The organism is Brevibacterium sediminis (assembly GCF_013623905.1).
In the GTDB taxonomy this organism is placed as follows: Bacteria; Actinomycetota; Actinomycetes; order Actinomycetales; family Brevibacteriaceae; genus Brevibacterium; species Brevibacterium sediminis.
Genome location: NZ_JABKDD010000001.1, coordinates 406,874 through 426,112, shown reverse-complemented (window position 1 = coordinate 426,112; position 19,239 = coordinate 406,874). Strand labels below are relative to the sequence as shown.

The following is a 19,239-nucleotide window of genomic DNA, read 5'->3' as shown; positions in this document are numbered from 1 at the left end:
AAGCAGCAAGTCTTGAATCAGGAAGTAGGCGATCAACGCCGTGTCCGTCAATACTCCGAACCGCACCGTTGAAGACTTCGGGTCGAATGAGTGGCTGGTCGAGGAATTGTATGAGCAGTACAAGTCAGATAAGAATTCGGTCGACCAGTCCTGGTGGCCCTTCTTCGACAAGTACGAGAAGAACGGCGGAGGCGCTCAGTCCGCTGCCGAGCCCGCCGCCAAGCAGGAGGCGAAGCCGGCCGCGAATAAGTCGGATGCCAAGGCCCCTGCTTCAGCTGCAGCCCCGGCGACCTCCCGTGAGACCTCTCGCGGCGTCTCCCCGTCTTCGGCTGAGTCCGAGACGCTGAAGGCAGAGACCAAGTCCGTGCCGAAGGTCACCGCGAAGGAAGCCGCACCGAAGCCCGCACCGGAGGAGACGATCACTCCCCTGCGCGGCCCCGCGAAGCTCATCGCCAAGAACATGGATGAGTCGCTCGAAGTCCCGACCGCCACCTCGGTCCGGGCCCTGCCTGCCAAGGCGCTCATCGACAACCGGATCGTCATCAACTCGCACCTCAAGCGCACCCGAGGCGGGAAGGTCTCCTTCACCCACCTCATCGGATTCGCCGTGATCCGCGCCCTGCAGAACTTCCCCTCGCAGAACGTCTCCTACGACGTCCGCGACGGCAAGCCCGTGATGGTCTCCCCCGCCCACATCAACTTCGGCCTCGCCATCGACGTGCCGAAGAAGGACGGATCACGCACCCTGCTGGTGCCCAACGTCAAGAAGGCCGAGACGCTGACCTTCCGCCAGTTCGTCGACGCCTACGACGGCCTCGTCGACAAGGCACGGCAGGGCAAGCTCACCGCCGACGACTTCGCCGGCACCACGGTCTCGCTGACGAACCCCGGCGGAATCGGCACGGTCCACTCCGTTCCGCGTCTGACCAAGGGCCAAGGCTGCATCATCGGTGTCGGCGCGCTCGACTACCCCGCCGAGTTCCAGGGTGCCAGCCAGCAGACCATCAACTCTCTGGCCGTGTCCAAGGTGCTGACCCTGACCTCGACCTACGATCACCGCGTGATCCAGGGAGCCGGTTCGGGCGAGTTCCTCAAGCTCGTCCACAGCTACCTGCTCGGCGAAGACGGCTTCTACGACGATGTCTTCGAATCCCTGCGCCTGCCCTACGAGCCGGTGCGCTGGGTTCCCGACGTCTCGGCCGAAGACCAGGACGACGTCAACAAGACCGCACGCGTCATCGAACTCATCGATGCCTACCGCACGCGCGGTCACCTCATGGCCAATATCGATCCTCTCGTCTATCGTCAGCGGTCCCACCCGGATCTCGACATCAATCAGCACGGTCTGACCCTGTGGGATCTCGAACGCGAGTTCCCCACCGGCGGGTTCGGATCGAAGCCGATGATGCCCTTCCGCAACATCCTCGGACTGCTGCGTGAGAGCTACTGCCGGACCACCGGCTTCGAATACATGCACATCGCCGACCCGGTCCAGCGCCGTTGGTTCCAGTCGAAGATCGAGGTCCCGCATCAGGAACTCACCCGTTCGGAGCAGGGACACATCCTCGGTCGTCTCAACGCCGCCGAGGCCTTCGAGACCTTCCTCCAGACGAAGTACATCGGACAGAAGCGCTTCAGCCTCGAAGGCGGAGAATCTGCGATCGTCCTGCTCGACGAGATCCTCAACCAGTCCGCCGACACCGGCCTCGACGAGGTCGCCATCGGCATGGCCCACCGTGGTCGCCTCAACGTGCTGACGAACATCGCCGGCAAGTCCTATGCGCAGATCTTCCGTGAGTTCGACGGAACCATGTCCCCGGACAGCGTCCAGGGCTCCGGCGATGTGAAGTACCACCTGGGCACCAAGGGTTCGTTCACCTCGCCGGCAGGCAACACCACCGGCGTCTACGTCGCGGCCAACCCCAGCCACCTCGAGACCGTCGATCCGGTCCTCGAGGGCATCGTGCGCGCCAAGCAGGATCTCGTCGACCAGGGCGAGTCCGGCTTCACCGTACTGCCGGTCCTCGTCCACGGCGATGCCGCATTCGCCGGACAGGGTGTGGTCACCGAGACGCTCAACCTCTCCGAGCTGCGCGGCTACCGCACCGGCGGAACGGTCCACGTCATCATCAACAACCAGGTCGGGTTCACCACTCCCCCCGCCTCGGCGCGGTCCTCGTTCTACTGCACGGACGTCGCCAAGTCGATCAACGCCCCGATCTTCCACGTCAACGGCGATGACCCCGAAGCCGTCGTCCGGGCGGCCCGCCTGGCCTTCGAATACCGCCAGGAATTCAACCGGGACGTCGTCATCGACCTCGTGTGCTACCGCCGCCGCGGCCACAACGAGGGCGACGATCCGTCGATGACCCAGCCGACGATGTACTCCCTCATCGAGAAGAAGGGCTCGGTGCGCAAGCTCTACACCGAATCCCTCGTCGGCAGGAAGTGCATCACCGACGAAGAGGCCGCCGAGGCGCTCAAGGACTACCAGTCCAAGCTGGAATCGGCTTTCGCCGAGACCAAGGAAGCCGAGACCGGCTCCTACGACGGAGAAGCGTTCAACGCTCCCTACGAGCCCAGCGACATCGAGACCTTCAACGATGCCGAGACGGCCATCAGTCCCGAGACGCTGCAGCGCATCGGCGAGGCCTTCACCGAGATCCCCGAGGGCTTCACGGTTCACAAGAAGCTGCGGGCGCTGCTCGAGAAGCGCAAGGAGATGTCGCTGTCGGGCGGAATCGACTGGGGCTTCGCCGAGCTGCTGGCCTTCGGTTCGCTGCTCATGGACGGCGTGCCGGTGCGGCTGGCAGGTCAGGACTCCCGTCGCGGGACCTTCGTCCAGCGCCACTCGGTGCTCATCGACTCGGTCAACGGCAACGAATGGACGCCGCTGCAGAACCTCACCGAGGAGCAGGCTCGATTCTGGGTCTACGACTCCCTGCTCAGCGAGTACGCCGCTGTCGGCTTCGAATACGGCTACTCCGTCGAACGCAAGGACGCCCTCGTGGCGTGGGAGGCTCAGTTCGGTGACTTCGCACAGGGTGCGCAGACCGTCATCGACGAGTTCATCTCCTCCTCCGAGCAGAAGTGGCAGCAGAACTCCGGTGTCGTCATGCTCCTGCCCCACGGCTATGAGGGACAGGGACCCGACCATTCCTCGGGTCGCATCGAGCGTTACCTCCAGCTGTGCGCGGAGAACAATATGACGGTGGCCTACCCGTCCTCGGGCGCCTCGTACTTCCACCTGCTGCGTCGCCACGCCTCGACGACGAACAAGCGTCCGCTCATCGTCTTCACCCCGAAGTCGATGCTGCGCCTCAAGGCTGCCGCGAACTCGCCGGAGGACTTCACCTCGGGCAGGTTCCAGGCCGTCATCGACGATACGGACGTCGATGCCTCGCAGGTCGAGCGCGTCGTCCTCGTCTCCGGCAAGCTCTACTGGGAGCTCAAAGCCAAGCGGGAGAAGGACAACGACACGAAGATGGCGCTCGTCCGCCTCGAGCAGCTCTACCCGCTCGACGAGGCGGCCATCACCGCTGTGCTCGACCGCTTCCCGGCCGATGCCGAGATCGTCTGGGCCCAGGAAGAGCCGGAGAACCAGGGTGCATGGCCGTTCATGGCACTGCACCTGCCCGAGCTCCTCGGCGGCCGTGAGGTCAAGGTCATCTCCCGTGCCGCTTCTGCCGCCACCTCGACCGGGCTCAAGCACTTCCACGAAGCTCAGCAGAAGGAACTCGTCGACCGGATCTTCAGCCGGTGAGCAGCGACGTCACCACAACCATCGCCGTGGTCGGAGGCCCTTTGGTCGCCGGCCACGGCGATGGCCGTGGCCTCGGGTGGGTCGGTCGGGTGACGGCGAGGACTCTGCCGAGTCTGCCTGAACTCAAGGTGTATCCCCTGGCCGTGCCGGCCGAGGATTCCGCTGGTCTTCACGGTCGGACCATCGCCGAGGCGTCCCTGCGGTTCACTCGGGAAGGGGACAATCGTCTGGTGCTGGCTCTGGGGTCCGGGGATCTCGATTCGGGGCGTTCGGTGGCCAGGGCCCGGCTCGATGTGGCCAACATCCTCGACGAGGCGTTGGCTCGGAAGGTCTCGACGTTCGTGCTGGGCCCTCCGCCTGAACACGACGGTGACCGCAACCGTCGCATCGCCGAGCTCAATGCCAGCTTCTCCGATGTGGCCAAGCGGCGCGGCATCACCTATGTCGACACCTTCACGCCCCTCCTCGGCCATCCCGTGTGGCAGCGCGAGGTCGCATCGTCGCGGGACCATCTGCCGGCGCAGGAAGGATACGGTCTGTTGGCCTGGCTGGTTCTCCATCGCGGCTGGTTCAACTGGCTGGGAGTCCAGGACGTCCTCGGCGACAGCTGAGCCGTCGATGAGGTGCCCGACCGAAGATCTCTGCGGGTGCCCGGCCGACGAAGAGCTCAGCCGTGACAGTCGCATCATCTATCTTGTCAGACGAATTCGGCAAGGCGGGTGACCTGGTCCGACTTTGCTCTGCTCGGGTGATCATGAGACAATTGAGCGTCTATCAAAGGAGGGCACAATGAGCAAGCGTGGCCGTAAGCGTCGCGATCGCCGCCGTAAGAAAGCAAACCACGGCAAGCGTCCAAACGCATGATTCGCTGATACGTTCGGTGAATGACGAAGGCGGGAAGAGATTCGAATCTCTTCCCGCCTTCGTTGTGTCCGTGGACTCCCCTGTGCCTGGGCGCCGGTCAGGAGTTCTGTTCGAGCGCGATCCGCTGCCGGATCTTCTCTCGCAGTCCCATCGGGGCACGGTCGTGGCTGCACGAACGACGCACGAGCTCTTTGAGCAGCGCTTCGATCTCGTACTCGTCATGACACGACGGGCACTGTTCGAGGTGGATCGAGATCTCGCGGATCTCCGTCGTCGTCAGTTCTCCGTCCAGGTAGTGGTAGATGCGCATCAGTGACTCGGTCCTGACGCTTTCGCAGCATCCTTCGTCGCTCATTTCGCACCTCCCTCTGGACTCACGAAACCGCGCTCGGCGGCATAGTCGGCCAGCATCTCTCGCAGCTGTCGGCGACCGCGGTGCAGTCGGGACATCACAGTGCCGATCGGCGTCTCCATGATCTCGGCGATCTCCTTGTACGGCAGTCCTTCGACATCGGCATAGTAGACGACCATGCGGAAGTCTTCGGGCAGTGCCGAGAGTGCTTCCTTGACGTCGGAGTCGGGAAGGTGGTCGAGGGCTTCGAGTTCGGCGGAACGACCGCCGGAGGACGAGTGGCTGTTCGCCTGTGCGATCTGCCAGTCCTCGATGTCTTCGCTGCCGTGTTCCTGCGGCTGACGCTGCTTCTTGCGGTAGTTGTTGATGAAGGTGTTCGTCAGGATCCGGTACAGCCAGGCTTTGAGGTTGGTTCCGGGCTTGTACTGGTGGAAGGCGGCATACGCCTTCGCGTAGGCTTCCTGGACGAGGTCTTCGGCGTCGGCCGGATTCCGGGTCATACGCAGAGCAGCTGCGTAGAGCTGATTGACATATTCCAGAGCATCCCGTTCGAAACGCGCCGACCTCTCGGCGTCGGTTTCGGGGGCTTCTTTGACTGATTCGGTCATCGCAGTCAATGGTACGCCCGTTCTCTCCAGGACGGCAGTGGCGCTCATAGACTTCTCCTTCTGCCTGTCGACTTCCCGACGGGTGCACCCGTCGAATGGCTTCACCCCGTACAACATCGGACCGACGTCCCACTATTCCCACCTCAGCAGTTATGCTTGCCAGTGAGATGACCGCCACGTAGGAAGGACCACTGTGTCTCCCATTCGTCTTATCGCACGGCCCATGCTGGCCGCCGGCTACATCCTCAACGGCGTCGAACGACTGCGCAAGCCGGAGGCAGCGGCCGCATCGGTCGGCCCGCTCCTCAACCAGGCTCGCAAGCAGGTCGACGTCCCCGTCGACGCAGTGACTCTCGCCCGAGCCACCGGTGTTGCACAGGTCGCTGCCGGTTCGATGCTCGCCATCGGACGCTTCCCCCGCCTCAGCGCATCGATCCTCGTCGGCACCTACCTGCTCGACACCGTCGGTGAACGTCTGTCTGCTGACAAGACGACGTCGAAGGAGGAGAAGAAGGCTCGCAACGAACGCACTCTTCTGCGGACCTCGATGCTCGGCGGTGCCCTGCTCGCCGCCGTCGACACTGCTGGACGCCCCGGCCTGTGGTGGCGGACCCAGCACGCGGCCGAAGACCTGTGGTCGAGCGTGGAAGACACCTCGAAGCAGGCTCTGAGCGCACTCGGAGTTGACTGACATCTCCACGCACACTCCCCCGGCGACCGGCGACTGGCAGCCGCCGGTCGCCGGTTCCGCCGTCTCTGCCACTGTGACCGTTCCCGGTTCCAAGTCTCTGACGAACCGCTATCTCATCCTTGCGGCTCTCGCCCGTTCCGGATCCGATCTCAGGGGATGGCTTCGCAGCCGCGACACCCTGCTCATGGTCGACGCCCTGCGTCGTCTCGGCGCCGTGATCGACGAAGACGGCGATGAGCTCCACATCGAGCCGATCCCCTTCCCGGACGGACACGTACCCACAGACGCAGCTGCACAGGACTCCGCACCGATCACCATCGACTGCGGTCTCGCCGGAACCGTGATGCGCTTCATCCCCCCACTTGCCGCGCTCACCGGTCGTGAGGTCGTCCTCGACGGCGACGAACAGGCCCGCGTGCGGCCGATGTCGGTGACGATCGAGTCGCTGCGGGAGCTCGGTGCGTCGATCACCTCCGCCGCGAGCACATTGCCGATGACGATCCACGCCGACTCTCAGCTGCGCGGAGGCCACCTCGGCATCGATGCCAGCGCCTCCAGCCAATTCGTCTCTGGTCTGCTCCTCGCCGCTCCCGTCATGCCTTTGGGACTCGAACTCACCAACACTGCGGACTCGGTGCCCAGCCGAACGCATGTGGATATGACGATCGAAGTCCTCCGCGACGCGGGCGTCGACATCAGCGAGCCCGAACCCGAGCGCTGGATCGTCGAACCAGGACTTCCGCGCGGTCTCGACGTGCAGGTCGAACCCGACCTGTCCAATGCCGCAGCCTTCGCAGCGGCGGCCGTGGCCACCGCCGGATCCGTGACCATCGCCGACTGGCCCGTGCACACCACCCAGGCAGGTGACGGCTTCCGCGAGATCGCCGAGGCGTTCGGAGCCACGGTGCGCCTCGATAGGGAAGGACTGCACGTGCAGGGCCCGGACCGGCTCACCGCTGTCGATCTCGACCTGTCGGCCGTCGGCGAGCTCACCCCAGTGGTCTCGGCTCTCGCAGCTATGGCAGAAGGAACGTCGCAGCTGCGCGGAATCGGGCATCTGCGTGGGCACGAGACCGACCGTCTGGCGGCTCTGACCAGAGAGTACGGTGCCATCGGCGTCGATGTCGTCGAGCACGCCGAGGCACTGACGATCACCGGCACCACGCACCTGCGCCCGGCGCTGTGGCATACCTACCACGACCACCGCATGGTCATGGCCGGTGCCGTCCTCGCCCTGCGCAATGACGGAATGGTCATCGAGAACGCCGGCACCGTGGCCAAGACTCTGCCTGCCTTCACTCAGCTGTGGGAAGCCATGCTCACCCCCGGAGCCTGATATGGCGAAGATCTTTCGCGATGAGGACTACCGACCCCGGCCGAACCGACGCGGTTCACGACCGCGGACGAAGAACCGCCCTGACCACAAGGACGCTGTATCGGGCCTGGTCACCGCGGTCGATCGGGGCCGGTACCGGGTCATCCTCGCTGACGACGACGGGAACTTCCCGTCGAGTCCCCCGATTCGGAAGAAGGGGAAGCGGTCACGGGGGGCCACCTCGGTGACGGCGGTGCGCGCCTCGCACCTGCGCAAGCAGGCGATCGTTCCCGGAGACGTCGTCCGCCTCGTCGGCGACACCTCGGGGGCCGAGGGCACCCTGGCCAGGCTCGTGGAGATCACCGAACGGCAGACCCTGCTGCGCCGCAGCGCCGATGACACCGACCCGACCGAGCGCGTACTCGTCGCCAACATCGACGTCATGGGAATCGTCACGGCCACCGTGGACCCGGATCCCTCTTTCGGTCTCATCGATCGCGCACTCGTCGCGGCCTTCGATGCCGGGATCACTCCCCTGCTCATCGTGACGAAGACCGATCTGCGCCCGGCGACGGAGCTGAAGGAACGCTTCTCCGCGTCCGGGATCGACATCGTCGAATCCTCCATCGATCCCGACGCCGAGCCGACCGATACGACAATCGCCGCGAACGATGCGGCCCGCGACGAGACAGAACCTCACGCCGAGGTGGCCGAGCGTCTCCGTGGACGCATCAGCGTCCTCGTCGGCCATTCCGGGGTGGGCAAATCCACGCTGACCAACGTTCTCGTTCCCGCCGCCGAGCGCGCGACGGGCCATGTCAACGACGTGACCGGACGCGGACGTCACACCTCGTCCTCGGCCGTGTGCCTGCCGTTGGAACGCGGCGGATGGCTCATCGACACCCCGGGAGTGCGTAGCTTCGGCCTGGCCCATGTGGACCGGGAGACCCTGCTCTCCGCCTTCCCCGAACTCGTCGAGGCCACGGCCGATTGCCCCCGCGGATGCACTCACCTCGCGGACTCTCCCGGCTGCCGACTCGATGAATGGGTGGCCGACGGCAAGGCCGGACCGGGAGGAGTCTCACGGCTGGAGTCCCTGCGCCGGCTGCTGCCCTCGACTGGATAGGCTGGAGGCATGAACGACCTCGACTTGGCGATCGAACTCGCCGATCTCGCCGATGCCATCAGCCACCCGCACTTCCGGGCACAGGACTTCGCCGTCGAAACCAAACCCGATCTCACCCCGGTCACCGAATGCGACCGTGCGGTGGAGAAGGCGATCATGGATCGCCTCACAGAGGTTCGACCCGATGACAGCGTGCTCGGTGAGGAATTCGGTGCACACGGGCAGTCATCGCGACGGTGGATCATCGATCCCATCGACGGAACGAAGAACTTCGTGCGCGGGGTGCCGGTGTGGGCGACGCTGATCTCCCTCTACGACGGTGACCAGCCGCTGCTGGGAGTCGTCTCCGCTCCCGCGCTCGGTCGCCGATGGTGGGCAGTAACGGGCCAGGGCGCCTACGCGACCGAGCTCGGGTCCCCGGCCGAACGCATCGCTGTGTCATCCGTCGATTCTCTCGCCGATGCGTCCCTGTCGTATTCGTCGCTGTCGGGCTGGAAGGAACTCGGCATCCTCGATGAGTTCCTCGATCTCTGCGATTCGCTGTGGCGCACTCGCGGATACGGCGACTTCTACTCCTATATGCTGCTCGCCGAGGGTGCTGTCGACCTCGCCTGCGAGCCCGAGCTCGCGCTCTACGATATGGGAGCGCTCGTACCCATCGTCCTCGAAGCCGGAGGCACCTTCACGAACACGGCCGGACTTCCGGGGCCCTTCGGCGGCAATGCCCTGGCCAGCAATTCTCGCCTCCATGAAGCCGCACTCGACCGACTCGGTCGGGTCGCTCCCGCGGAGGTCTCCTGATGCCGGACATCATGGGAGCCCCGCTGTGGCATGAGATGGCCGAGGCCGCAGGGCTCACGAATCCGGACGGGTCGATCGGTGAGACGATCTACGGGCAGATGACGAAGTTCGCCGCCGAGGTCGGAGCCGTCAACCTCGGACAGGGCGCTCCGGGCACGGAGCCTCCGGACGAGCTCATCGCCGCAACGGAAGAGGCGATGCGGGCCGGTTTCAATCAGTACGCCCCCGGTCAGGGATACCCGCAGCTGCTCGAAGCTGTGGGCGCTCAACGCGGACGCGATTTCGGACAGCACGTCGATCCGGACGAGGTGCTCTACACTGCGGGCGCCACGGAGGGCCTGACCGCCGCGATCCTCGCACTGCTGCCGCCGGGCGGCTCTCTCGTCGCCTTCGAACCGTTCTACGACTCCTATCCGGCGGCGATCGCCGCCGCCGGCGGAACACTGCACACGGTGCCGATCCTGCCCGATGGCCGTGGTGACTTCGCCCCGGACTGGGAGACTTTCGACCGAGTGATCGCCGAGGTCGATCCGGCGATCATCCTCGTCAACACTCCGCACAATCCCACCGGGTTCATCTTCTCTGCCGCTGATCTCGCCCGCATCGGACGAGCCGCCGAGGCGGTCGACGCCTGGGTACTCTCCGATGAAGTCTACGAGCAGCTCGTCCTCACTGATCTGGGGCATGTGCCTCCCGCAGTTGCCATCGAGGATTCTGCACGCGTCGTCACGGTCTCCTCGGCGGGCAAATCATGGAACACGACAGGATGGAAGATCGGCTGGGTCATCGCCTCTCCCGAGGTTCGCCAGGCCATTCAGACCGTCAAGCAGTTCCTGTCGTTCACGGCCGGCGGTCCGATGCAGATCGGAATGGCCGATATGCTGGACGGCGATTCGCAGTTCGTCGCCGAGAACCGAGCTTCGCTGCGGGCACGCGCCGAGGTCCTCGTGCCCGCCTGTCGCTCGGTGCCGGGCGCTGAAGTGTCCACTCCGCGCGCCGGCTATTTCACAGTGGTTGACTTCTCTGCGCTGACGGATCGCGATGCCTTCGAGCTCAATGAGCTGCTGGCCAGAGAATTCTCCTTGGTCGGAATTCCCGTACCCGCTCTGTGCAGGCAGGGCAGCCCGGCGTACGAGGCCTATAGGTCCTCGATCCGATATTCGTTCTGTAAGTCCGTTGCCGATGTCGACAAGGGCGCACAGTTGTTCAACGCACTCGGAGGGCACCTGCGGGAGCACCCGGACGCGCTGCGTCGGAGGAACTGAGTATCGCTGGCTTTCGTGGTCGAGGCAGATTGAGTTCCTGATACGAGGGACGGTACGGGAATCGCCGCGCCGAGGGACAGGAGTCGCGGCGCCCAAAGACGCCAGAAGGGGCGAACCGCATAGACGGTTCGCCCCTTCTGTCTCGGGCAGCGACGCTGCCCGCTGAGTCTGGCTCCGTGTCGGCGCACGCGCCGATCAGCAGCCCAGCTCAGGGCATATCAGGCTTTGACGAGCTCCAGTTCGAGTTCGATCTTGATCTTGTCGGAGACGAGAAGCTCTCCTCCGCCGAGGACGGCTTCGAAGGACATTCCGAAGTCCTTGCGGTTGACCGTGGCGGTGGCCGAGAGGCCGGCGACCTGGTTGCCGTTCGGATCGGTGGCAACTCCTGCGAATTCGGTGGCGAAGGCGACTTCCTTGGTCACCCCGCGCATCGTCAGTTCACCGACGGTCTCGAACTCATCGGCGCCGTCGGCCTTGATCGCGGTCGATTTGAAGCTCAGCTTCGGGTGTTCCTCCGCGAGGAAGAAGTCACCGCTCTTGAGGTGACCGTCGCGCTGTTCGTTGCGGGTGTTGATCGAGTTCGCTGAGGCCTCGGCGGACACGGCGCTGTCTTCGAGGGTCTCACCGACGTTCACGCTGCCGGCGATCTCTTCGAAGTGGCCGCGGACCTTCGAGACGCCCGCGTGGCGAGCGGTGAAGGTGAACTCCGAGTGGATGGGATCGATGTTCCAGGTTCCGGCGGTGAGTCCCTGAGGCAGAGCAGTCATGATTTCTCCTTTTGGTTGAAATTTGAAGTACAAGAATGACTATAGTTCAACTTTCAACCAGATGCAACCGCTGCAGATGAACGGCAAGTGACCATGTGGCGGAGGTCACCTGTATTCGGTTTGGCCGCCAGGTGACCCCTCGTGTAAAGTTAAGAACACGCCGCGGGGTGGAGCAGTTCGGTAGCTCGCCGGGCTCATAACCCGGAGGTCGGGGGTTCAAATCCCTCCCCCGCCACGATAGCGGCAGAACCCCCAGTCAGTTCTCTGACTGGGGGTTCTTCTCATTCACACTCCTTGCCGACCGACTTTGCAGAGTCGATTCCCTGCCGGCCGCTCGACTCAGCGTCGACCGCTCGCCGCATAACTCGATACAGTGACGGCAACTCGAGCGCTCGGCACGTCGAACGCCATCAAGCACCCAGGCAGATGTCGATCTGCAGAGCGCACGGCCCTGTTTCACCGCACAGCCTTCATCTCGCATCAAGCCGATGCCGAATCTCGGACTGACGCAGCGCCACAGACAGGTGCGTTGCCCTCAGCTGACGCAGCACCTCAGACAGATACCGCGCACCTAGGCTGACGCAGTGCTGCGAGTGCGTCCAGAGAAGCGAGCGACGCCGGTCTCACCTCCGGCGAATCCATTGCGAACGACGAACGCCCCTGGGATGTCCCAGGGGCGTTCGTCGCGGAAAGTCCGAACTCGGTCGGCACGGCCTCTCAGCGCCGTACCGGTTCGCCTCCGACTCAGTTGCCCGAGTCGCCGCCTTCGTCAGCCGGCTCCGAGGCGGGAGCGGAGGATTCCCTGCCCGCCGCATCCTTGGCCAGCGACGGGTCAGCGGCGACGGCATCCTCAAGTGCCTTCTTCAAGCGATCCTGAGCCTTTCCGTACTCCGCGAAATCGCCGTCCTTCAGCGCGGCATCGGAGTCCTCCATGGCCTTCTTCGCCTCCTGCAGAGCATCGTTGAGAGCCTTGTCCGGCGAGCCGGACTTCGAATCCGCGTCCTCTCCGCCGGAGGTCGATCCCGACTCGCCGTCTCCGCTGTCCTCGGTTCCGGCATCGCCAGCCGAGGCTCCGGAGTCTCCGCCGAACACCTGGTCGAGCGCCTCGTCGAGGGTCGGAGCGAACCCGATGTCCTCACCGAACGCCACGAGCACGTGCTGCAGCAGCGGATAGGAGGTCTCACCGGCGGACCGGACATAGACCGGCTGGACGTAGAGCAGACCCCCGCCGATCGGCAGAGTCAGCAGGTTGCCGTTCTCGACTTCGGACTCACCCTGACGCAGCAGGTTCAGACTGCGCTGCACATCGGGCGCGGTGTTGAAGTTGTTCTGAGCCTGACCAGGTCCGGGCACAGTGGTGTTGCGCGGAAGCTGCAGCAGCCGCAGCTTGCCGTAGCCCTCGGCTGTCTCGCCCTTCTTACTGCCGGCATCGGCATCGGCAGAGAGGAACCCGGTGAGGTTGTTTCTCGACTGCCCCTCGGACGATCGAGCCGGGATATACGAGCTCGTCAGCGAGAACGACGGCGACTGCTGGCCCGGCATCTGCAGGGTCATGTAAAACGGCGGCTGCGTCAGTCCGCTGCTCGCCTTCGTCGTCGGATCGGTCGGCAGGGTCCAGAAGTCCTGACCGGAGTAGAACTCACTGGCGGAGGTGACATGGTACTTCGTGAGCAGGTCGCGCTGGACCTTGAACATGTCTTCCGGGTACCGGACGTGGCTCATCAGATCGCCGGACATCTCCGAGGACGACTTGATGAGTCCGGGGAACACCTTCATCCAGGTCTTCAGGACCGGATCGTCCTTGTCCCACTGGTACATGTCGACGGAACCGTCGTAGGCATCGACGGTGATCTTCACCGAGTTCCTGATGTAGTTGACCTCATCGTCCGGCAGAGTCGCCACCGAATTCGGAGCCGACGCCGTGGTCGAATCCTCGGTGGCCTGCTGGAGCGGCTGCGGTGTCGAGTACGGGTAGTCCTCGGCAGTGGTGTAGCCGTCGAGGATCCACTTGATCTTCCCGTCCACGACGGCCGGGTACGGATCTCCGTCGACCTTGAGGAAGGGTGCGAGCTTCTCCACACGCTCGCGCGGGTGACGATCGTAGAGGATCTGGGACTCTTCGTTCAGCGCGTCCGAGAGAAGGATCTGCTCGTCCTGGAACTTCAGGGCGTAGGCGAGGCGGTTGAACACATTGCCCACCGACGGTCCGCCGTCACCGGAGAAGGTGCTGTTGACCTGGCCGGAGCCGCTCTTCTCATCGGAGGGGTAGTCGAGCTCACGCGGAGTCGCGCCCTTCGGGGCGCCCACGATCGAGTAGTCCGGAGATGACTCTCCGAAGTACACACGCGGCTCGTAGTCGGGGAACTCGCCCTTCGGCGGAATATCCGACTCCATGAACAGCGGCTCGCCGTCCGGGTTGCGCTGGTTGCCGTTGGCTGCGACCACACCGAATCCGTGGGTGTAGACGATCGCCCGGTTGAACCAGCTCTGGTTGTTCACCGAACTCGGGGCGAGTTCGCGCACCGAGATGACGGTGTCGCGCATGTCTCCGTCGATGTTGTAGCGGTCGACGTCGAGCTTCTGCGGGAACGAGTAGTACGGTCGCACCTGCTGCAGCTGCCGGAAGGTGTCCGAGACGAGGTTCGGGTCCAGCAGACGGATCGACGCCGCGGTCTCGGCGTCCTTGCGCAGGTCGCCCTTCTTGCCAGTGGTGCTCGGCGAGTACGGAGTCACTTCGATGTCATCGAAGTCGAACGCATCGCGCGTGGCATCGATGTTGTGCTGGATGTAGTCAGATTCCTTGCTCTGCTGCGACGGATTGACCTGGAACTGCTGAAGCAGGGCCGGGTACGCGATGATCGAAACGCCGCCGAGCACGATAAGGGTGAGCGTGGCGATGATCGAGATCCGCCAGTTGCCCTTCCACGCGGTGTAGACGAACAGCAGTGCGACCAGGACGGCGGCGATGGCAACGATCGCCATGGCCGGCAGGGCGGCATGATCATCGACGTAGGTGACGCCGGGGACGATCCCGCCGGCAGCGGTCATCCGGTCGTAGCGGGAGAGCCACAGCCGACCGGCCTGAACTATGACGAGAACCGCCACGGTGATGCCCAGCTGCCACTGGGCAGCCTTCGTCAGGATGACGCCCTTCTGCTCCCCCGGACGGATTCCGCCGAAGAGGTAATGGGCGACGAGGGCGGCGATGAGCGCCAAGAGCAGCGCCATGCCAAGCTGGTTGCCGATGAGGCGCAGGCCAGGAAGGACGAAGACGAAGAACGACTTGTCGAGACCGAACTGAGGATCCTTCGAGCCGAAGGACGTCGAGTTGATCCATTCGAGGATCGTGTTCCAATGCGCCGAGGCGGTGATGCCGGCGAGGACACCCATGACCGCGGGAATCGCGATCGTCGCGACCCGACGCAGAGGCTCGATGGCCTCACGATAACGGTCGAGGTTCTCCTGTCGCGGGGTCGTCGGCGCGTAGACCGGACGATGGCGGTAGGCCAGATGAAGACTCAGCCAGACCGGGACGGCCATGAGGATGAATCCGCCGAGGAATGTCAGCCCGCGGGTGAGCCACATGGTTCGGAAGACGTTCGCCGCGTCGATCTGGCGGAACCACAGCACCTCGGTGTAGACCTGGGTGAAGGCGATGAAGGCGATCAGCAGGATCGCCACAGACACGAGGGTGAGCAGCAGCGGCGAACGTCTTGGCCGATTCGCCGGCATGCGTGCGGAGGTGGGTGAGGACGAGGTGCTCACTACTGCCCTTTCTCATTGTTGTCGGCACCATCGGCGGGACATTTCGGCAGGTCCGAAGTGTTGCCGGCGGCGTACTGCTCCACGGTGGTCTGCGCGTCATCGAGCGTGTCGATGCGCGCCACCGTGATCTTGGATTGGTCCGCGGCGGCCATGACCTCCGCGCAGTTGTCGGCGGGCGAGAGGAACAGCGTCGCTCCCTTCTCGGTGGCGGCGGCCACCTTCTGGCGAGCACCGCCGATCGGGCCGACCGTTCCGTCAGGGGTGATCTCTCCCGTGCCAGCCACATGCTTGCCGCCTGTCATCGCACCGGGAGTGAGTTCATCGATGATGGCCAGCGCGAACATCGTCCCGGCTGAGGGACCGCCGACGCCGTCGACGTTGAACTTCACGTCGACGGGGAACTCGAAGTCCTGCTTCATCGTGATGCCGATCGCCTTGCGGTCGTCGACCTTCGCGGGAGTCAGGGAGATCGTCTTCGATTTCCCGTCGCGTTCGATGCCGAGCTCGACGGAGTCCGTCCCCTGCACTGTCCTGCTCATGATCTGCGCGGCCTGGGGATCGGAATCGAGCTTCTTGCCGTTGACCGACATGAGTCGGTCTCCCTTGCGCAGCTTGCCCTGAGCCGGAGCATCGGCGACGACGTCATCGACCGACAGATGCACGGAGTACGACTTGTCCATCTGGCCCATGGCGGCGGCGATGGCGACATCCTGGCTCGAGGACATCTCGACCGCATTCGATTCGGTCACGTCCTCGCGAGTGGTGTCCAGCGGGTAGTACGCCTCCGTGGGGACGACGGTCTGTTCGCCGTTGATGAGTGCGCCGAGTGCCTGAGAGGCAAAGATGTCGCGACCGGGTCCGCCGCTGACGGCGACGGTGAGCATGTCGATGCGGCCTGCAGTCGGATAGGTCTTGGCTCCGGAGACGCTGATCATGGGGTCGCCCTGGTAGTCGCCGAGGGTGTTGAAAACCGGTCCCGGCAGCTGAAGCATGTACGGAACCGGCAGAAGCACGGCCAGCGCGATGAAGACGTAGGTGAGGACGCCCGAGGTCGTGGCCAGACGTGGAGTCCGTCGTCGTTTGGTGCCGCGTGTCGGTGCCGGTGACGCCGGCACGGCCCGAGGGGCGTTCTCTGTCATGTAATCCTTTCGCTGCACCGCCCCACCAGTCTAGTTGAAACCTCAGCGTCCGTTTCACAGACTCCTTTCGCCCGGTGCGAACATCCTGCGAAACCTCCCGGAATTGGGAAGCTTCGCACATTCGGAACCGTTAACGTTGATGTCAAACCGATTCTTGGGGGCTGTAGAACAATGACCGATGACAACAACAACGAACAGAATCCGTTCGAGCAGATCTTCGGAATGCTCTTCGGCGCCAATGGTCCCGGATCCGGTCAGGGAGATGACAAGAACAGTTCGGGCATGCCGCAGGGCTTCTCGATCGATCCGGCGATGATGTCCACGATCATGAATCAGATGCAGGGGCTCTTCGGGCAGGGTGCCGATTCGCAGGCCCAGGCAGTGTCGATCGCTCAGAAGGCGGTTCCGACTCCCGACCCCTCTGTATCCGAGGACGCTGAGCGGGCGACGACCGATGCGTTCCGTCTGGCCGAGCTCTGGCTCGCCGAGGCCACCGACTTCTCCGTCGCCAACCGCTCCGCCCGTCCGCTGCGCCGAGCCGACTGGGTCAAGGAGACGATGCCCGGTTGGCAGAAGTTCGTGCTGCCCATCAAGGAGAACATGTCCTCGGCCCTGACGGACACGCTCGAGTCCCAGGTCCCGGCCGAGATGAAGGGCATCCTCGCAGGCGCATCGTCGATGTTCGGATCGATGAGCGATTCGATGTTCGCCATGCAGATCGGACAGGCCGTCGGCGCGCTGTCCGAAAGCGTCCTCACCGGCACCGAGGTGGGACTCCCGCTGCTGCCCCACGACACTGCCGTGGTCATCGAGAAGAACGTCGAGACGTTCGCTTCCGAGATCGACGTCGACGTCTCCGAGGTCCGCATCTACCTCGCGGCTCAGGAGCTCGCCCACCTCGCTCTGTTCGAGCGCGCCCCGTGGCTGAGCGCCCAGGTCGAGACCGCTCTGACTCGTTATGCGCAGGGACTGAAGGTCGACACCTCGCAGATCGAGGACATGGCGTCGAACATCGATCCGTCGAACATCTCCGACCTCAGCGACAATATTCGCCAGGGACTGTTCAACCCGCCGACGACAGACGATCAGAGGAAGGCGCTGACGTCTTTGGAGAACCTCCTCGCCGTCATCGCCGGGTGGGTCGACGTTGTCGTCTATGAGGCGTGCAAGCATCTGCCAGGTCGCGATCAGATCCGCGAAGCGCTGCGCCGTCGGCGGGCAACCGCGGGACCGGCGGAGAAGACCTTCTCAACCCTTGTGGGTCTCGAGTTCAACCCCCGTCGCCTCCGCGATGCCGCCGCGCTCTTCGCGTATCTCGAGACGCAGGGCGGCGCCGAAGCCCGCGATCGCGTGTTCTCCCATCCGGATCTGCTGCCGACCACGCAGGATCTGGACGACCCGCTGGGCTATTCCGAGCGACGTCAGGCCGAATGGACCAACGAATCGAGCATCGATGAGGCCCTGTCCCGCATTCTCGCCGAGGGACTTGAGGGAGCCGGCGGCAGCGATGCGAAAACAGAGTCCGAAGAGACGGATCGCAACGACTCTGCGCCGACCGATGACAGCAGCTCCGACGACGACAGCTCCGACGATCGCGACGATCGCTGAATGATCGATCTCGATACCGCCCGGCAGGAAGTCGAGCGCGGACCGCGGAACTCATTCTCCGCGTCCTTCGCGGAGCTATTCGACCGGCAGGGTGCCGATGCCCTGCACCGCTCCGGCGGTGAGCACCATCTCACAGCCAGCTGTCTGGTCATCGATCCGGTCACCGAGGCGGTTCTGCTCAACCACCACCGGAAGGCCGGGCTGTGGGGTCAGTTCGGAGGACACCTCGAATCTGTCGACACCTCGCTGCATGATGCCGCTCGCAGAGAGGCCGAAGAGGAAAGCGGTCTGCGCCCGCTCGCACGAGTCACTGCCGATCCCATCGACGTGCATGTGCATGACCTCTCGGCCGCGTTCGGGACCTGCACCCGACACTTCGACGTCGTCTTCGCAGCCCAGGCTTCGACTGACGATTCGCCGAATGTGTCGGAGGAGTCCTTCGACGTCGCCTGGTTCACTCTGGACCGACTGCCCGCTGACCTCATGCCCGACCTGCCGGACCGGCTGCCGGGCCTCTTCCGCTCCGCTGTGTCAGCGCTCAGCTCCCACGCCTGAAACGCTCCCCATCGCTGAATCCTTCGAGATAGATCTTTGCGTCGGTCTGCCGCGGATGGCGATCGGCCAATGCATGGAATTCCTTCGAGTGGGGACCGATCTGGAGATGGACGAGTTCATGGACGACGACCGTCTCCAGCACCCAGCGCGGCACGGCCTGCAGGCGATGGGAGACGCGGATGTCACCCGTCGACGTCGTCGTTGACGCCCATCTGCTGACATTCTGATTCGTCACCCAGCGGATCGACGTCGGTCGCAGCCTGCCGCCGAAGAAACGACGGCTCATCTCCTCAGCCAGCTCGGCGAGGTCGGCATCCGACGAGTGATCACGGGCGGAGAGGCGATTGAACAGATCCGTCAGCGAACGGATGTTGCGCTCCACGCTGTAGCGCTCAGGAGTGCGCAGCACGTAGGTCTCGACCTCCTTCGAGACGGCGACGGTCTTCTTCCGCCGTACCGATCGACGCACTTCGATCTCACCCCGGGCGATCGCCCGCAGCACCTCTTCTTCACTCCACCGCTGTGCTCTGCTCACCGGACCATCATAGGAAACCGCACTGACACGGTGACAGTGCCACCGGCACCGTGGCGGCGTCTCTGCAGCGGTTCTGAAGACGAAC

At 64.3% G+C, this 19,239-nt stretch carries 16 protein-coding genes and 1 tRNA gene; 11 read left to right on the top strand and 6 right to left on the bottom strand.

Going from position 1 to position 19,239, the window contains the following annotated elements; all coding sequences use genetic code 11:
- Positions 1–40 precede the first annotated feature (40 nt).
- From HK108_RS01960 to HK108_RS19175, 3 genes are all read left to right on the top strand, one after another.
- Positions 41–3,763 carry a multifunctional oxoglutarate decarboxylase/oxoglutarate dehydrogenase thiamine pyrophosphate-binding subunit/dihydrolipoyllysine-residue succinyltransferase subunit gene (locus tag HK108_RS01960; RefSeq protein ID WP_139466964.1) on the top strand — a complete coding sequence of 1,241 codons (3,723 nt, stop codon included), beginning with the start codon at positions 41–43 and terminating at the stop codon, positions 3,761–3,763.
- Positions 3,760–4,374 (top strand): GDSL-type esterase/lipase family protein, encoded by a 615-nt coding sequence (locus HK108_RS01955; protein ID WP_139466963.1) that lies wholly within the window; start codon positions 3,760–3,762, stop codon positions 4,372–4,374. Before HK108_RS01960 ends, HK108_RS01955 begins: the two co-directional genes overlap by 4 nt.
- A 178-nt stretch (positions 4,375–4,552) precedes the next feature.
- Positions 4,553–4,627 (top strand): 50S ribosomal protein bL37, encoded by a 75-nt coding sequence (locus HK108_RS19175; protein ID WP_098731028.1) that lies wholly within the window; start codon positions 4,553–4,555, stop codon positions 4,625–4,627.
- A gap of 97 nt (positions 4,628–4,724) precedes the next feature.
- Here HK108_RS19175 and rsrA read toward each other — a convergent pair whose 3' ends face one another.
- Both rsrA and HK108_RS01945 read right to left on the bottom strand, forming a co-directional pair.
- The gene (gene rsrA / locus HK108_RS01950; RefSeq protein ID WP_039210641.1) at positions 4,725–4,982 is read right to left on the bottom strand and encodes a mycothiol system anti-sigma-R factor; all 258 of its coding nucleotides are present in this window, start codon (positions 4,980–4,982) and stop codon (positions 4,725–4,727) included.
- Positions 4,979–5,635 (bottom strand): sigma-70 family RNA polymerase sigma factor, encoded by a 657-nt coding sequence (locus tag HK108_RS01945; protein WP_373284066.1) that lies wholly within the window; start codon positions 5,633–5,635, stop codon positions 4,979–4,981. Before HK108_RS01945 ends, rsrA begins: the two co-directional genes overlap by 4 nt.
- Positions 5,636–5,780: 145 nt before the next feature.
- Here HK108_RS01945 and HK108_RS01940 point away from each other — a divergent pair, with 145 nt between their 5' ends.
- Genes HK108_RS01940 through HK108_RS01920 form a run of 5 tightly spaced genes read left to right on the top strand, consistent with a single transcriptional unit; the run spans position 5,781 to position 10,785 of the window.
- Positions 5,781–6,278, top strand: a complete 498-nt coding sequence (locus HK108_RS01940; RefSeq protein ID WP_139907894.1) for a DoxX family protein — start codon at positions 5,781–5,783, stop codon at positions 6,276–6,278.
- The gene (aroA, locus tag HK108_RS01935) at positions 6,271–7,614 is read left to right on the top strand and encodes a 3-phosphoshikimate 1-carboxyvinyltransferase (RefSeq protein ID WP_219922131.1); all 1,344 of its coding nucleotides are present in this window, start codon (positions 6,271–6,273) and stop codon (positions 7,612–7,614) included. The genes HK108_RS01940 and aroA overlap by 8 nt, the downstream gene beginning before the upstream one ends.
- Before the next feature lies 1 nt (position 7,615).
- Complete coding sequence (gene rsgA / locus HK108_RS01930) at positions 7,616–8,719, top strand: ribosome small subunit-dependent GTPase A (RefSeq protein WP_181270439.1); 1,104 nt, start codon at positions 7,616–7,618, stop codon at positions 8,717–8,719.
- 9 nt (positions 8,720–8,728) lie between these two features.
- Complete coding sequence (gene hisN, locus HK108_RS01925) at positions 8,729–9,520, top strand: histidinol-phosphatase (protein WP_139466959.1); 792 nt, start codon at positions 8,729–8,731, stop codon at positions 9,518–9,520.
- A complete protein-coding gene (locus tag HK108_RS01920; RefSeq protein WP_181270438.1) occupies positions 9,520–10,785 on the top strand; it encodes an aminotransferase class I/II-fold pyridoxal phosphate-dependent enzyme in 1,266 nt (421 codons plus the stop codon). The genes hisN and HK108_RS01920 overlap by 1 nt, the downstream gene beginning before the upstream one ends.
- A 218-nt stretch (positions 10,786–11,003) precedes the next feature.
- Here the strand turns inward: HK108_RS01920 and HK108_RS01915 are convergent, their stop codons facing one another.
- Complete coding sequence (locus tag HK108_RS01915) at positions 11,004–11,552, bottom strand: YceI family protein (RefSeq protein ID WP_139466957.1); 549 nt, start codon at positions 11,550–11,552, stop codon at positions 11,004–11,006.
- Positions 11,553–11,713: 161 nt separating this feature from the next.
- On the opposite strand from HK108_RS01915, the gene HK108_RS01910 reads away from it, so the two are divergent.
- Positions 11,714–11,787: transfer RNA gene (locus tag HK108_RS01910), tRNA-Met, on the top strand.
- A gap of 509 nt (positions 11,788–12,296) precedes the next feature.
- Here the strand turns inward: HK108_RS01910 and HK108_RS01905 are convergent.
- Both HK108_RS01905 and HK108_RS01900 read right to left on the bottom strand, forming a co-directional pair.
- Positions 12,297–15,317: a UPF0182 family membrane protein gene (locus HK108_RS01905; RefSeq protein WP_229663905.1), complete on the bottom strand. Its 3,021-nt coding sequence runs from the start codon at positions 15,315–15,317 to the stop codon at positions 12,297–12,299.
- The gene (locus HK108_RS01900; protein WP_139466955.1) at positions 15,317–16,456 is read right to left on the bottom strand and encodes a YlbL family protein; all 1,140 of its coding nucleotides are present in this window, start codon (positions 16,454–16,456) and stop codon (positions 15,317–15,319) included. Before HK108_RS01900 ends, HK108_RS01905 begins: the two co-directional genes overlap by 1 nt.
- 171 nt (positions 16,457–16,627) lie before the next feature.
- Here HK108_RS01900 and HK108_RS01895 point away from each other — a divergent pair, with 171 nt between their 5' ends.
- Positions 16,628–18,064: a zinc-dependent metalloprotease gene (locus HK108_RS01895; RefSeq protein WP_139466954.1), complete on the top strand. Its 1,437-nt coding sequence runs from the start codon at positions 16,628–16,630 to the stop codon at positions 18,062–18,064.
- Complete coding sequence (locus HK108_RS01890; protein ID WP_139907689.1) at positions 18,065–18,619, top strand: NUDIX hydrolase; 555 nt, start codon at positions 18,065–18,067, stop codon at positions 18,617–18,619.
- On the opposite strand, the gene HK108_RS01885 is transcribed toward HK108_RS01890, so the two are convergent.
- Positions 18,603–19,154, bottom strand: coding sequence for a M48 metallopeptidase family protein (locus tag HK108_RS01885; protein WP_139466952.1), 552 nt, complete (start codon positions 19,152–19,154; stop codon positions 18,603–18,605). The two genes, HK108_RS01890 and HK108_RS01885, sit on opposite strands and share 17 nt — an antisense overlap.
- Positions 19,155–19,239 lie beyond the last annotated feature (85 nt).